Origin of the sequence: Deinococcus sp. (genome assembly GCF_025362455.1) — a bacterium.
GTDB lineage: Bacteria > Deinococcota > Deinococci > Deinococcales > Deinococcaceae > Deinococcus.
The window spans coordinates 1-14,156 of sequence record NZ_JANYGJ010000119.1; the positions used below are offsets into that span (position 1 = coordinate 1).

At 61.6% G+C, this 14,156-nt stretch carries 11 protein-coding genes; 10 read left to right on the forward strand and 1 reads right to left on the reverse strand.

What is annotated here, in order from left to right; all coding sequences use genetic code 11:
- The 7 genes from Q0R23_RS09400 to Q0R23_RS09430 all read left to right on the forward strand — a co-directional run.
- The coding region (locus tag Q0R23_RS09400) for a mechanosensitive ion channel family protein (protein ID WP_366520412.1) at window positions 1–1,230 on the forward strand (1,230 nt) is incomplete at its 5' end.
- 245 nt (window positions 1,231–1,475) lie between these two features.
- Window positions 1,476–3,164, forward strand: coding sequence for a S8/S53 family peptidase (locus Q0R23_RS09405; protein WP_293912412.1), 1,689 nt, complete (start codon window positions 1,476–1,478; stop codon window positions 3,162–3,164).
- Entirely contained in the window at window positions 3,154–3,564 is a 411-nt protein-coding gene (locus tag Q0R23_RS09410) for a hypothetical protein (RefSeq protein WP_293912413.1), read from the forward strand. Before Q0R23_RS09405 ends, Q0R23_RS09410 begins: the two co-directional genes overlap by 11 nt.
- A 178-nt stretch (window positions 3,565–3,742) precedes the next feature.
- On the forward strand, window positions 3,743–5,791 hold the full coding sequence (locus tag Q0R23_RS09415; protein ID WP_293912415.1) for a circularly permuted type 2 ATP-grasp protein: 2,049 nt from the start codon (window positions 3,743–3,745) through the stop codon (window positions 5,789–5,791).
- Window positions 5,792–6,062: 271 nt separating this feature from the next.
- On the forward strand, window positions 6,063–6,995 hold the full coding sequence (locus tag Q0R23_RS09420) for an alpha-E domain-containing protein (protein ID WP_293912416.1): 933 nt from the start codon (window positions 6,063–6,065) through the stop codon (window positions 6,993–6,995).
- A 308-nt stretch (window positions 6,996–7,303) separates the two neighbouring features.
- On the forward strand, window positions 7,304–8,155 hold the full coding sequence (locus Q0R23_RS09425; RefSeq protein ID WP_293912418.1) for a transglutaminase family protein: 852 nt from the start codon (window positions 7,304–7,306) through the stop codon (window positions 8,153–8,155).
- 181 nt (window positions 8,156–8,336) lie between these two features.
- Complete coding sequence (locus Q0R23_RS09430; protein WP_293912420.1) at window positions 8,337–8,891, forward strand: hypothetical protein; 555 nt, start codon at window positions 8,337–8,339, stop codon at window positions 8,889–8,891.
- A gap of 68 nt (window positions 8,892–8,959) precedes the next feature.
- Here Q0R23_RS09430 and Q0R23_RS09435 read toward each other — a convergent pair whose 3' ends face one another.
- Window positions 8,960–9,520: a YIP1 family protein gene (locus Q0R23_RS09435; RefSeq protein WP_293912423.1), complete on the reverse strand. Its 561-nt coding sequence runs from the start codon at window positions 9,518–9,520 to the stop codon at window positions 8,960–8,962.
- Window positions 9,521–9,704: 184 nt separating this feature from the next.
- Here Q0R23_RS09435 and uvrB point away from each other — a divergent pair, with 184 nt between their 5' ends.
- From uvrB to Q0R23_RS09450, 3 genes are all read left to right on the forward strand, one after another.
- Entirely contained in the window at window positions 9,705–11,720 is a 2,016-nt protein-coding gene (uvrB, locus tag Q0R23_RS09440) for an excinuclease ABC subunit UvrB (protein WP_293912426.1), read from the forward strand.
- Between the two features lie 15 nt (window positions 11,721–11,735).
- A complete protein-coding gene (locus Q0R23_RS09445; RefSeq protein ID WP_293912427.1) occupies window positions 11,736–12,299 on the forward strand; it encodes a Uma2 family endonuclease in 564 nt (187 codons plus the stop codon).
- A gap of 82 nt (window positions 12,300–12,381) precedes the next feature.
- The coding region (locus Q0R23_RS09450) for a class I SAM-dependent DNA methyltransferase (RefSeq protein WP_293912429.1) at window positions 12,382–14,156 on the forward strand (1,775 nt) is incomplete at its 3' end.

Here is a 14,156-nt window from a genome sequence, read left to right on the forward strand (position 1 = left end):
GGCGCGGGGTTCGGCTCAAAGTTCGGCAGAGGGTTCGGCGACCCCGGCAGTGCCCAGCGCCAGTCAGGGCTGAGCGGGGGCAACGTGCCGCTGCGGCTGTTTCCCAACCTGCCCGCCACTGATCTGGCCGAGTTGCCCATCCCCGACCTGCTGGCCCGGCAACTGGCCCGCCCGGTCATCTGGACCGAGCTGGTCATCGTGCTGGCTGTCAGCTACGCGGTCTGGTGGCTGGGGCGGCGCCTGCTGCGGCGGCTGGCGCTGGCGCTGCCCACCCAGGTCCGCTTGCTGCGTGCCCTGGCCTGGGCCTGGCTGCTGGCCTGCCTGTTCGGGGCGCTGTCGGTGGGCGTGGCCGCGCTGGAGCTGCCGCTGCCGATTTTGCAGGGCGCGGGGGCCGAGATCACCTCCTGGTTTCGCAACAGCGCCGGACGATTGATCGTCACGCTGGCGCTGGCGCTGATCGTCTGGAACCTGATCGCTGCGCTCTCGGCCCGGATCGTGCCCGGCGACGTGTTCAGCCGCCGCTCGGTACGGACACGAACCCTGCGCGGCGTGGTCGAGAGCGGCCTGCGCGTGGCGGTGGTGCTGGTGGTGGCCGTCAGCGTGTTGCAGGTGGTGGGCATCGATGCCAGTACCCTGCTGGCGGGCGTCTCGGTGTTCGGGCTGGCGGTGGGCTTCGGCGCCCAGAGCCTGATCAAAGACGTGTTCAACGGGTTTTTCATTCTGCTCGAAGACCAGTACGGCGTCGGCGACGTCATCAGCGTCAACAACGGCCTGCTCAGCGGCGGTGTGGAACAACTGAACCTGCGCGTCACGGCGTTGCGGGCCTTGGACGGCACGGTCCACATCATTCCCAACGGCCAGATTCTGACGGTCAGTGTCAGTAGCAAGGACTGGTCGCAGGTGGTGGCCGCCGTGGACATCACCCCGGAAGCCGACCTGGCCCGCGCCCTGGACGTGCTGGCGGGCGTCTGCTCGGACCTCTACGCCGACCCCGAATGGAACGCCAGTATGCTGGACGCGCCCGAATTGCAGGGTGTCAGCAGCCTGGCGGGCCGGGGCGTGGAGCTGCGGGCGCTGCTGCGGGTGCAACCCAAAACCCAGTGGGCGCTCCAGCGCGAGTTCAACCGCCGCATCAAGCTCGCCTTCGACGCGGCGGGCATCGAGCTGTCGTACCCGAACCATAGTGTCAGGCTGCCAGACAAAGACGGGAGTACAAAGACGACGGCGTGAGGTGCCGGGTAAACTATTATACCGGGTTCAAACAGGCCGAATTGGTCTTATAATTCGGATGAAACGAAAATGGTGTGAGTAGCATAAACCGGCTTCCAGTCGTCTTTTTCGTGCGCTCCGTGGGTTCCTGTCACCAGATGTCGCGGTCATGGTGTGATATACAAACCTGAATACTTCGGGTAACATGAAGGTGTGGAACTGATCAGCGTGTCAGCATTCACGGCGTGACTGGTCGAAGGAGTTTTATGAAACTACCGCACCGCACCGCACCACTTCTACTTTCGCTGGCACTGATGCTCGGCGCTTGCGGAAGTCAAACTTCCACCGTTGATGGGCAGGTAGTACCTGGCGCTGAGGCGACCTACAAGGATGTTTCAGTTTCCATCAACCCGCAGGTGCTGGGCAGTGAGCGTAAATTGGAGGCCCAGGCGCTTGAGAAGCACGGACAGCACGCCAACACGTTGATGCGCACCGAGCAGGGCAACATCGAGTTTTTCCAAAAAGAAGTGATCGTCAAAGTGACTGATGAAAAGTCATTCGGTAAGTTTTTGAAGAAGTATGACGGTGTGGTGCTGAATGATGGCACGTCTCCAACGCCTGTGTTGAGCGGTGCGGAGAAGGGAAACAAGTTACGCCCAGTGCCTCAAGGGCTCTGGCGGCTCGTGCAGATCACAACGCCAGCCGTTTCGATGGACGCTATGGCCAAGAGGCTCAGCAAAGATGAGTTGAAAGGCAAGATTGAGTTTCCCGATCAGGAGACGGCAAACCTTTATTATGCAACACAGACAGCTCAGGACGAATTCGGGCTGGCAGTAACTACGAATTACGTCATGCGTCCTACTGGCGCTACTGGAAACGATCAGGATGCGTTGCTTAGCACTGGAGGACGGGTCACGCCAAACTCTCCAAGCTGGTACTGGCAATTCAAGAAGACAGGCGTAATACGGGCATGGGAAGAGCTTGGCTATACTGGATTTCGCCCCGACGTTGGAATTATCGACACTGGTTTCAAACCTAATGACTATGAGCTGACCGGATTCAATCCGATAAAAAACTCAAGCACCTGGTTCAAAGGAAACATTGCTAGCCAACAATACGACTACCAAGATGGAGATACCGACGTAACCAGTTTTGACGGTGATCCCGATTACAACAACAGTTTGTGGCATGGTATGAGTGTTGCTCAGGTAGCACTCGGTGCAAGTAACAATCAATACGGCTCAAGCGGCGTAGCGCCTGGTGCCTGGCCATACCTCTACCGGTTAGGTCGCGGAATTGGCAATGCTTTGAGTTTTTATGATGCAGCGCGAGCTGTAGACAGAGCTGTAGCATCTGGAGTTGACATTATCAATATGTCATTCGGCACCTTAATGCCTGGCGGCGGCAATGTCCCAAATCCTTATGGATTTTACCTTTCTGACGCACTTCTCAGGGCAGAGGCTGCTGGAGTGATTAACATCGCAGCGGCAGGTAACGACAATCGCTACCAGGATTCAGTGCGTTATCCTTGGTTCCTATATCCTGTCCCAGCTTCGTGGTCCTCTGTGATTGCTGTGGGAGCCACAGACGAGCTTGACAAAAAAGCCAGCTATTCAAATTGGGGTCCCATGGTGCAAATCTTTGCTCCAGGGGTAAATCTCACTGCCAGCTTTACGCCTGGAAATGCGTCGTCTTGTTATACAGCATCTCAACTCTTCTGCGCCAGCACAAATTTAACTAGTAATCAGAGATTTGACGGCACTTCTGCGGCTTCTCCTTTTGTTGCTGGAGCCGTTGCCCTAATGCGGGATGCAAATTTTAGCCTTAACCGGGCAGATGTGGTGAAGATACTGCAATCAACGGCATTTAAAAGCACGGGCGACCCGGCAGTAGACAGCATTGGAAGAATTAATGTCTATGAAGCCGTCAAGAAGGCAATGACGTATGTTCGCTGACAGAATCTGCAAACTAAAGATCGCAACGATTGTAGCCATCCTCTGTGTAGGAATAACCGCTTGTACTGACGCTATTCCAGTTACCACCGTAGCTTTTTACAATACAGAAAGCTTTGCTAAACTTAAAGATAAGTTTGGTAGAACTGGCCGTGTTAGTTTCAGCGCAGACAATCTGTCGATAGTTGAGCTTGATACTGTGAAGAATGGGAAATTATTTGTTGGAGACAAATCGTTTGCCCCTGGCACTTTATCAAGCGGTACTTACTCATGGGGGCTTTTTGAACCTTGCAGCGGATTACCTCAAGGCGACAACATCACCATTCGCTACGAGCTGTACGATTCTGCCGGAGCCATCGTCAAGCAGAACAGTATTTCTGGCGTGAAAATCAGCGCCTGCTGATAGCCTTTCTCACTTCACCAATCAGGGCGGGGGCCAGAGTGCCTCCGCCCTGCTTCGCTGCCTCTATTCCTAAACTTTTCCTAAATCCGCCTTGCCCACACCCTCGCTTCGCCCAACCCCCACCCAGCGCGGCCCTGCGCTATCTTTACTCCACGTCGAACGTCAGGGTGGGGATGACATGCAGAAGTACCGGCAAGGTGAGACTTTCTTCGACGAGATGTTTACCGCGCAGGGCGAGGTCCGGCCCCACTACCAGGGCGTGCAGGACTACCTGGAGCGCCTGGGCGTGCCGGAATTCGAGCGCCGCCGGGCGCTACTCGACCTGGCCTTTCGCAACCAGGGCATCACCTTTACCGTCTACGGCGACAGCGCGGGCACCGAGCGGACCTTCCCCTTCGACCCCGTGCCGCGCATCATTCCGGCGAGCGAGTGGGCCGGACTGGAAGCCGGGCTGACCCAGCGGGTGAAGGCGCTGAACGCCTTTTTGCGCGACATCTACAGCGACGCCCAGATTCTGAACGACGGCATCATTCCCGCCGAGCTGGTCTACACCTCGACTCATTTCCGGCGCGAGGTCCACGGCCTGAAAGTCCCGCTGGGCGTCTACACCCACATCGTCGGCAGCGACCTGATCCGCGACGAGGCGGGGCAGTACCTGGTGCTGGAAGACAATCTGCGTTCGCCCAGCGGCGTGAGCTACCTGCTGGCCAACCGCGCGGCCATGACGCGCATCTATCCCGGCATGTTCGACGGTCAGGGCGTGCGAACGGTGCAGCACTACACCACCGCGCTGCTGAACGTGCTGCGGTCGCTCAGCCCGCGTGCTCCGGAGGCCACCGTGGTGCTGCTGACCCCCGGCATGTACAACAGCGCTTATTTCGAGCACGCCTACCTGGCCCAGCAGATGGGCGTGGAGCTGGTCGAGGGCCGCGATCTGTTCGTCGACAATGGCCGGGTCTGGATGCGGACCACCGCCGGGCGCACCCAGGTGGACGTGATCTACCGCCGCATCGACGACGACTTCATCGACCCGCTGGTGTTCCGGCGAGACTCGGCGCTGGGCGTGCCGGGGCTGATCGACGCCACCCGCCAGGGCCGCGTCGCCGTCGCCAACGCCATCGGGGCGGGCGTGGCCGACGACAAGGCGGTCTACGCCTACGTGCCGCAGATGATCGAGTATTACCTGAATGAAAAACCCCTGCTCGGCAACGTGCCCACCTTCCTCGGCTGGGACGCGGGGCACCTGGCGCACATGCTCTCTCACGCCAGTGAAATGGTCATCAAGGCGGTGGGCGAGGCGGGCGGTTACGGCATGCTGATCGGCCCGGCGGCCACCAAGCAGGAGACGGCGGACTTTCTGGTGGGGGTCCGCGAGAATCCGCGCAACTATATTGCCCAGCCGGTCATCGGGCTCTCGCGCCACCCGACCTTCTACACCGATTCCGGCGACTTCGAGGCGGCCCACATCGATTTGCGGCCCTACATCCTGGTCGGCGAGGAGGTCACCATCGTGCCGGGCGGCCTGACGCGGGTGGCGCTCTCACGCGGCTCGCTGGTGGTCAACTCCTCGCAGGGCGGCGGCAGCAAGGACACCTGGGTGCTAGACCACGACGGCCCGCGCCCCTCGCAGATCCAGAGTCAGTTTCTGGGCGCCGAGGGCAGCGAGCTGGGCGCCCCGCTGAGCTGGCCTTCGCCCGGCCAGGGCGGCGGCGGTCCAGCCCAGCGCTGGCTCCAGAATGGCCAGACGCAGAGTCAGAGTCAGAGCCAGAGCCAAGGCCAGAGTCAGTCGGGCGGCGGCAGCCAGATGCAGTCCCAGTCGCAGGGTGCCCTGATCGGCCAAACCCCGATTGGACAGGCGGCGCCGGACCGGGTGCCGGGCCACCTGAAGACTCATCCCGGCTCAGGCGCGGCGGAGCAGACCGCCCACCGCTTTGGGAGCGGCTCGGAGCTGCCGGAGCTGCTGCAAGGAGATGAAGCGCTGCACCCGGAAGAAGGCGAGTCGACCGGCGGCGCCCCAGCTCGGCTTCGTCCGGGTCAGGGCAGTGCGAATGTAGTCGGCACAGACACAGAGATGCTGGAGGCAGGCACAGAGGCGGTGGATGTCGGTGCGGTGGATGTCGGTGCGGTGGACGTGGACCCAGCCAGCATCGACACCGCCAGCACGGACCCGCCTGACCCCAGCGTCACGCCCGGCATCGAGAACCCCGATTCCCTGGGAGACGTCTAATGCTGCCTTCGCCCTCTGGTCGCCCAGTTAGAACAGTGCGGTCCTCGACCCCAGTGGAGACCCTATAATGCTGCCTTCGCCCTCTGGTCGCCCAGTTAGAACGGTGCGGTCCTCGACCCCAGTGGAGACCCTGTAATGCTGCCTTCGCCCTCTGGTCGCCCAGTTAGAACGGTGCGGTCCTCGACCCCAGTGGAGACCCTGTAATGCTGCCTTCGCCCTCTGGTCGCCTAGTTAGAACGGTGCGGTCCTCGACCCCAGTGGAGACCCTGTAATGCTCTCGCGCCTCGCCGAATCGCTGTACTGGATGGGCCGCTACGTCGAGCGGGCCGAGAACGCCGCCCGGCTGCTCAACGTCAACTACTACGCCACCCTGGAGACGGGTGGCCGGGTCAGCGAGGAGTGGAAGCCGCTGCTCGACATTTCCGGCACCAAGGGGGGCTTCGCCGATCACTTTGGCCGCGCCGACGCCCACAGCGTGGCGAGCTGGCTGGCCTTTGACCGGCGCAACTCGTCGAGCATCGCGTCGAGCCTGTCGCGTGCCCGCGAGAACGCCCGTGGCCTTCGTGACCGGATTCCCTCCGAGATGTGGGAGACCATCAACCGGGCGTACCTGGACCTGTGCTTTCAGACCGACGACGTGCTGCTGCGCGACGGCCTGTTCGAGTACTGCTCGGCGGCCCGCGACCTCAGCCAGATGTTTTTCGGCATCGCCTTCGCCACTTTGCCCCGCGACGAGGGCTGGTCGTTCATGCGCAGCGGCCAACTGCTGGAGCGCGGCGACAACCTGCTGCGGCTCCTCCAGGTGCGCTACGGCGCGGCGGGCACGGGTCCGGCCCAGGCCGCCGTGGACAACCACCGCTGGATGGCGGTCCTGAAAACCGTCTCGGCCTACGAGGCGTACCGCAAGCGCGTTCACAGCGGCCTCGACCCCCGCGTGATCGCCGAGTTTCTGCTGCTCGATGAGGCCTTTCCCCGCAGCGTGCGCTACGCCGCCGCCAACCTCCACGACGCGCTGGTACAGATTCAGCGCCTGCACCCCCAGGCGTATCCGGAGCTGCTGCGTCAGGCGAGCTGGCTGCGTGCCCGCCTGGAACACGCCGACGTGGACGACATTCTGGAACGCGGGTCGCCCGGCTTGGACGAATTGCTGATCGACTTCAACGAGGTTGGCTCGGCCATCTACGCGGCGTATTTCACGACGTGAGGGTTGAGTCTGTGAGCTGCCGGTGTACGTGATGTCTGTAAAAAGAGTGCTCGTTTTCGCCAAAAACAGCTCTTACCGCAAAGAGGTTCGTCATCCCGAACGTAGTGAAGGATCTCTTGGTGCGACGGCAAGATTCTTACTTTGTCAGACGCTTTGAATTACGGCAAGCCGCCACTGGGTGACGCCACCACGCTGCCGCAACACGTGAATCAGGTCGGCTTGCGTTCGCTCTGCTCCAAGGTGAACGCCCGGCCAGCACCGCCCCCCCATTCCCGCCTGCCATTTCCCGTATCCTCAGTGCAGAAGGTATGCGCGCCGAGATTCGTCATGTCACCGAGTACGTCTACAAAGAACCCGCCTGGGATTCTTTCAACGAGGTGCGCCTGCATCCGGAGGCCAGCGAACGCCAGCAGCTCAGGAGTTTTCACCTGCTGGTCGAGCCCGAAGCCAGCAGCGTCACCACCCACCGCGACTACTTCGGGTCCATCGTGCATCACGTGCATGTCCACGAGCGCCATACCGTGCTGCGCATCGAGGCCCAGGCCCTGGTCATCACCAAACCCCCGCTGCTGCTGCCGCCCGCGCCGCTCAGCGCCCTGGGCGACCTGCGCGCTACGGTCTGCGAGTTCGGCCCGGTCACTGAATTTCTGGTGGCCAGCCCCCGCGTGCCCCAGGGTCGGTGGCCAGAGATCTTCGGCGTGGCCCGGCCCGGCCCCGACGATGATCTGCCGGGCTTTTTGCGTGCGCTGACCAGCCAATTCCACCGGCAGTTCACCTACAAGCCGGGCGCCACCAGCGTGCGCACCACCATTCTGGAGTTCTCGACGCTCCAGCAGGGCGTCTGCCAGGATTTCACCCACGCCATGCTGGGGGTCTGCCGCACGCTGGGCATTCCGGCCCGGTACGTCAGCGGCTACCTGTATTCCGGCGGTGAGATGGTCGGTGCCGACGCCACCCACGCCTGGGTCGAGGCGCTGATCCCCGGCGTGGGCTGGACCGGCTTCGATCCCACCAACGACGTGCTGGCCGGTGAAAAACACATCAAGATTGGGCATGGCCGCGATTACCCGGACGTCTCCCCGGTGCGCGGCACCTTCTACGGCGGCGCCCAGGGCCGACTGGACGTGGAAGTGCGCGTGTACGGTGAACAGCCCCAGTAGATTGCGTCTGTGATTACTTTTATAAGCTCAATCTGACCGCCGCATGACGACAACTTCATGTAACGGGGGTAGAGTGGCGGTCCGATCCTGACGCGCCAGCCCAACTCGGTACGGGTTCAGTTCGGTGTGAGTTTCGGTACGGGTTCAGCTCTGCGTGAGTTCAGTTCTGGGAGGAACCAGCATGACCGGGAATGGTTTGGCCCTTGTGCAGTCGCTCCCGTCCAGGTCCGTGCGGCGGCGGCGCGTCGCCTACGTGTTCGTCGGGTACTTCATCATCCTGGTGGCGGCGCTGCTCAGGGCCACGCCGGGAGCGGCGTCCTGGCTGTGGCAGAGCCTGCTGGCGGTGGGCGTCCTGAGTTTGCTGAGCGGCCTGGTCTACCTGCTGGGTGCTCGCCGCAGCCTGTTGCCCGAAGCCCAGTTTCATCAGGCGTCCGGTCATCAGGGGTCTGGTCATCAGGGGTCTGGCCAGCACGCTTCAGGCCAGCCCTGCCCGCGCCTGAGCGAGCGGCAATGGCGTCTGCTGGTGGCCGCCCAGATGAACGCCTACCGCATTCTGGGCGGCCTGGCCGTGCTGCTGTGCCTGGTCTACTGGGGCTTTTTGCCCGCCTCGGCCCGGCTGTTCGATACCGACTCGCTGGGGCTGCTGCTGCTGGCCGGAGCGCTGCTGCTGATTCCCAACCTGCCCAATGCCCTGCTGGCCTGGACTCTGGACGAACGGGACGTGGCAGAAACGTAAAACCGCCGCCTAGACGAGAGGGGCGGCGGTGATGGTAAATCTGGGATGGCGAATCTGGGCTCAGATGTTTACAAAAACAGCCAGCGGATGATGCCGAAGACTACGGCGTAGGCCACGCCAGAGAGAACCGCCAGCCCCAGCGCCTCGCCGTTGGTACGGACATTCATGCTCGACTGCACCGCCAGGAAACCGAAGTAGACCATCACCACCGCGATCAGCAAGTTGAACAGGTATTGCAAAAGCGGAATAATGCCGAGCAACGTGCCGAGAACGCTCAGTGGCACAAAAAATAGAGCGAAGGTATAAGCCACTTCCGGGTAGGTGCCGGTGCCCTTGAACAGCGCCTTGCCAATGCCGTAGACCGCGCCGGTAAATACCCCAAAGCCAATCAGCGTACCAAGGACACCACTCAGAAGCTGGCCAATGAAGCTGTATCCGTGGAACGGAGCGAAGATCGCCGCCACGGCGCCCGCGACCAGTGCGGCCAGCAGCACGTAGATGTACGCCTGCTGAGTCGTGCCGCGTTTCTCGAAGCGCTCGAAGGTGGCGACGCTCGGTTGCGCCAGCACCGCCGTGCTCTGGGCGAACATGTTCTGGATGGAGGCGCTCACATCTGGGGTCTTCTGCATACCTCAGAGTATGAGCACCGTGGACCCTGAGTTGCGTCATCCTTTTGGCTAAAGCTTGAGCCTGGGCAGGGCTGGCCTTCATCTTCGGTGCCGCTCCAGATACTGTGTTGAGATACTATGTTGCTCAACGCACAATGTTGCTGCCCTCTTACGCTCAGGCCGTAATTTAGGGTAGACTGTCTGGATGCTCAAGGTCGAGTCCGAGTACACGCCAGCAGGCGACCAGCCAACCGCCATTCGTAGCCTCGTAGACGGCCTGGACAGCGGGCTGAGGTTCCAGACCCTGCTCGGAGCCACGGGCACGGGCAAGACCTATAGCGTCGCGCAAGTGATCGAGGAGACCGGACGCCCGGCCCTCATCATGGCGCCCAACAAGGTGCTGACCGCCCAGCTCGCCGCCGAATTCCGCGAATTCTTTCCGTCGGCTGCCGTCGAGTTCTTCATCTCGTACTACGACTACTACCAGCCCGAAGCCTACGTGCCCGGCAAGGATCTGTTCATCGAGAAGGACGCCTCGGTCAACCAGGAGATCGAGCGCTTGCGGCATTCGGCCACCCGCAGCCTGCTGACCCGCAGCGACACCATCGTGGTCGCCTCGGTGAGCTGCATCTACGGCCTGGGCGACCCCGCCGAGTACCGGGCACTGAACATCATTTTGAAGGTGGGCGGTAAAGCCAGCCGCGACGAGATCATCTCGCGGCTGGTCACGCTCCAGTACGAGCGCAACGACATCGAGCTGGGTGCCGGGCGCTTCCGGGCCAAGGGCGACATCATCGACGTCTGGCCCGCCTACGACGAGCAGCCGCTGCGCATCGAGCTGTTCGGCGACGACGTGGAGAAGATTCAGGTCGTCCATCCGGTGACGGGCGACAAGCTGGCCGACCTCGACGCCACCGTGATCTATCCGGCCAAGCACTATGTCGCCAGCGCCAGCAACGTCGAGAGCGCGATTATCACCATCCAGCAGGAACTCGACGAGCGGCTGGAATATTTCAACTCGGTGGGCAAGCTGCTCGAAGCCCAGCGCATCAAGGAGCGCACGCTCTACGACCTGGAGATGATGAAGGTGCTGGGCTACTGCTCCGGCATCGAGAACTACTCGCGCCACATCGACGGGCGCCGCCCCGGCGAGACGCCCTACACCATGCTCGACTACTTTCCCGACAACTTCATCACCTTTATCGACGAATCGCACGTGACGGTGCCGCAGATCGGCGGCATGGCCAACGGCGACAAGGCCCGCAAGCAGACGCTGGTGGACTACGGCTTCCGGCTGCCCTCCGCCGTGGACAACCGCCCGCTGAACTTCCAGGAGTTTTTGTCGAAAACCGGCCAGACGGTGTTCGTCTCGGCCACGCCCGGCCCCTTCGAGCGCGAGGTCAGTGACAGCACCGCCGACCAGATCATCCGCCCCACCGGCCTGGTGGACCCGCCCGTGACGGTGCGCCCGATTCAGGGCCAGATCGAGGATTTGCTGGGCCGCATCCGCCAGCGGGCCGGGATCGGTGAGCGCGTGCTGGTCACCACCCTGACCAAGCGAATGTCCGAGGACCTGACCGAGTATCTGCTCGAAAAGGGCGTGCGGGCCAGGTATTTGCACTCGGACATCGACTCGGTGGAGCGCCAGGTCATCATCCGCGATCTCAGGTTGGGGCACTATGACGTCCTCATCGGCATCAACCTCTTGCGCGAGGGCCTGGACCTGCCCGAAGTCTCGCTGGTCGCCATTCTGGACGCCGATAAACCCGGCTTTTTGCGCAGTGACCGCGCCCTGATCCAGACGATTGGCCGGGCTGCCCGCAACGTCGGCGGGGAGGTCATTCTCTACGGCGACACCATCACGCCCGCCATGCACACCGCGATGGAGGAGACCCGCCGCCGCCGCGAGAAGCAGAGCGCCTTCAACGAGGCGAACGGTATCACCCCGACCACCATCGTCAAGGGCGTGCGCAACGTCATTCGCGGTGAGGAAGTGGCCGAGTTGCCCGCAGGCGGCGACCTGTCGGGTGACCGCGACACCCTGACGGTCCAGCTCACTGACCTGGAACTCGACATGTGGCAGGCGTCCGAAGACCTCGATTTCGAGAAAGCCGCCGCGCTGCGCGACCAGATTCGCAGCATCGAGGCCAAGCTCCAGGGCAAGAACTTCGAGCAGCCCACCGTGCCGGGCCAGAAGGTGAGGAAGCGGGGGCGACGGTGAGTGTAAACTGGAGGCATGAGCGACCCCGCCTTCAAGACGATGAGCGTTGAGGAGTATTTGCGGACCGAGGCGACGAGTCCGGTCAAGCGTGAGTACGTCGGCGGCTTCGTGTACCCGCTGCACGGGCAGGCGGGAGCGAGTGACGAGCACATTTCGATTTGCGCCAATCTTAACGCAGAACTCCATCGGGACGCCAGAAAAATGGGCTGCAAGCTCTATCAATCGGATATGCGTTTATATATAGATTCTAAAGGGACGTACTTTTATCCAGATATGGTGCTGATATGCGATAAAGAAGACAATAACAGATATTTTAAAACTCGACCTTGCCTTATCGTTGAGGTGCTTTCGGAGAGTACAGCGGCCCATGATCGTGTCGGTAAATATGCTCTCTACACGGCCATCCCCTCGCTCCAGACCTATTTGATGATTGAGCAGCTTGAGCGTCGCGTCTATGCTTACCAGAAATCGATTGACGGCCTCTGGGCCATGCGGGAGCTGATCGGCAACGGTGAAATTCCCCTGCCCTGCCTGGACCGCAACCTGAGCCTGAACGAGATCTACGACGGCGTGTTGTAAGACGGGCCGCAGATCATACCGCCTTCCTCGTGACCATGCGCTAACTTGAACCGTGACACAGAATCCTGAAGTTGAGACCCGGATGCGGGCTTTCGTAGAGTACTGGCGCACCCTCAAAGGTGATGAGAAAGGCGAATCGCAGGTGTTTTTGGATCGACTTTTTCAGGCGTTCGGCCACGCAGGTTACAAGGAAGCTGGCGCTGAACTCGAATTCCGGGTCGCCAAACAGGGCGGCGGCAAGAAATTCGCCGATCTTCTCTGGCGACCCCGCCTACTCATTGAGATGAAGAAGCGCGGTGAAAAACTTGCCAACCATTATCAGCAAGCCTTTGAATACTGGACGCGTATCGTGCCGGACCGGCCCCGATACGTTATCGTCTGCAACTTTGACGAGTTGTGGGTCTATGACTTCAATACGCAGCTCGATGAGCCGATGGACCGCGTGAAGCTGGAAGACTTGCCCACGCGCTATCCCGTGCTGGGCTTCCTTTTTCCGGAGGAAAGATCACCCCTGTTCGGAAATAACCGGGTCGAGGTCACGCGGGAGGCCGCAGACGCGGTATCCGTGGTCTTCAACAGCCTCATTCAGCGTGGTGAAGACCGGGACCGGGTGCAGCGCTTCATGCTCCAGAGTGTGATGGCGATGTTCTCAGAGGACTTCGGGCTGCTCCCCAAGAGCCTGTTTACCGAACTGACCGCAGACGCCAAGGCGGGCAAAGGCAGCACCTATGATCTTCTGGGCGGCCTGTTCCGGCAGATGAACGACCCCCAGGCGGCGCGGGGTGGGCGCTATCAGGGGGTGCGCTACTTCAACGGCGGCCTGTTCAGTACGGTTGACCCGCTCGAACTCAACGCCGACGAGCTCTACTTGCTGCACAAGGCGGCGCTGGACAACGACTGGTCCAAGATTCAGCCACAGATTTTCGGGGTGCTGTTTCAGAGCAGCATGGGCAAGGCGGACCGGCATGCCAGGGGCGCTCACTACACCTCGGAGGCCGACATCATGCGGGTGGTGCTGCCGACCATTCTCCGGCCCTGGCAAGCCCGGTTGGACGGCGCCAGTAAAGTCAGTGAGCTGGGTGAGTGGCTGGTTGCCTTACGGCGCTTTCGGGTGCTCGATCCGGCCTGTGGAAGCGGCAACTTTCTGTACGTGGCCTACCGTGAGTTGCGGCGCCTCGAAGTCCGTGCCCTGCAAAAACTGGCCGAGGTCAGCAAAGACGCGGCCCGGCAGGCGGCAGGCAGCGTCAGCATCCGGCAGATGTACGGCATCGAGTTCGACAGTTTCGGTGCTGAACTGGCCAAAGTGACCCTGACGCTCGCCAAGGAACTGGCGATTCAGGAAACCCACGATCTGCTGGGCGGCGTTGGCCTGGATTTTGACCAGCCGCTGCCGCTCGATAATTTAGACAACAACATTCTGCACGCCGACGCGCTCTTTACGCCCTGGCCTGCCGCCGACGCCATCATCGGCAACCCACCGTTTCAGAGCAAGAACAAGTTGCAGCAGGAAATGTCGCCTGTGTACGTGCGGAAGTTGCGGGCCGCCTACCCGGAAATGCCGGGCCTGGCCGACTACTGCGTGTACTGGATTCGCAAGGCCCACGACCATCTCCAAGACGGCCAGCGGGCCGGGCTGGTCGGCACCAATACCATTCGCCAGAACGACAGCAGGGTGGGCGGCCTCGACTACGTGGTCCAGCACGGCGGCACCATCACCGACGCGGTGAGCACCCAGGTCTGGAGCGGCGACGCCGCCGTTCACGTCAGCATTGCCAACTGGATCAAGGGTGAAGAGAGCGGAGACAAGCATCTGGCCTGGCAGGTGGGCGACCACCGCAGCAGTCCCTGGCAGGAAGT

Bases quoted from the DNA above. Each gene is read 5' to 3' on its own strand.
- Q0R23_RS09405 (WP_293912412.1), top strand. From the start codon at position 1,476: ATGAAACTACCGCACCGCACCGCACCACTTCTACTTTCGCTGGCACTG.
- Q0R23_RS09410 (WP_293912413.1), top strand. From the start codon at position 3,154: ATGTTCGCTGACAGAATCTGCAAACTAAAGATCGCAACGATTGTAGCC.
- Q0R23_RS09415 (WP_293912415.1), top strand. From the start codon at position 3,743: ATGCAGAAGTACCGGCAAGGTGAGACTTTCTTCGACGAGATGTTTACC.
- Q0R23_RS09420 (WP_293912416.1), top strand. From the start codon at position 6,063: ATGCTCTCGCGCCTCGCCGAATCGCTGTACTGGATGGGCCGCTACGTC.
- Q0R23_RS09425 (WP_293912418.1), top strand. From the start codon at position 7,304: ATGCGCGCCGAGATTCGTCATGTCACCGAGTACGTCTACAAAGAACCC.
- Q0R23_RS09430 (WP_293912420.1), top strand. From the start codon at position 8,337: ATGACCGGGAATGGTTTGGCCCTTGTGCAGTCGCTCCCGTCCAGGTCC.
- Q0R23_RS09435 (WP_293912423.1), bottom strand. From the start codon at position 9,520: ATGCAGAAGACCCCAGATGTGAGCGCCTCCATCCAGAACATGTTCGCC.
- uvrB (WP_293912426.1), top strand. From the start codon at position 9,705: ATGCTCAAGGTCGAGTCCGAGTACACGCCAGCAGGCGACCAGCCAACC.
- Q0R23_RS09445 (WP_293912427.1), top strand. From the start codon at position 11,736: ATGAGCGACCCCGCCTTCAAGACGATGAGCGTTGAGGAGTATTTGCGG.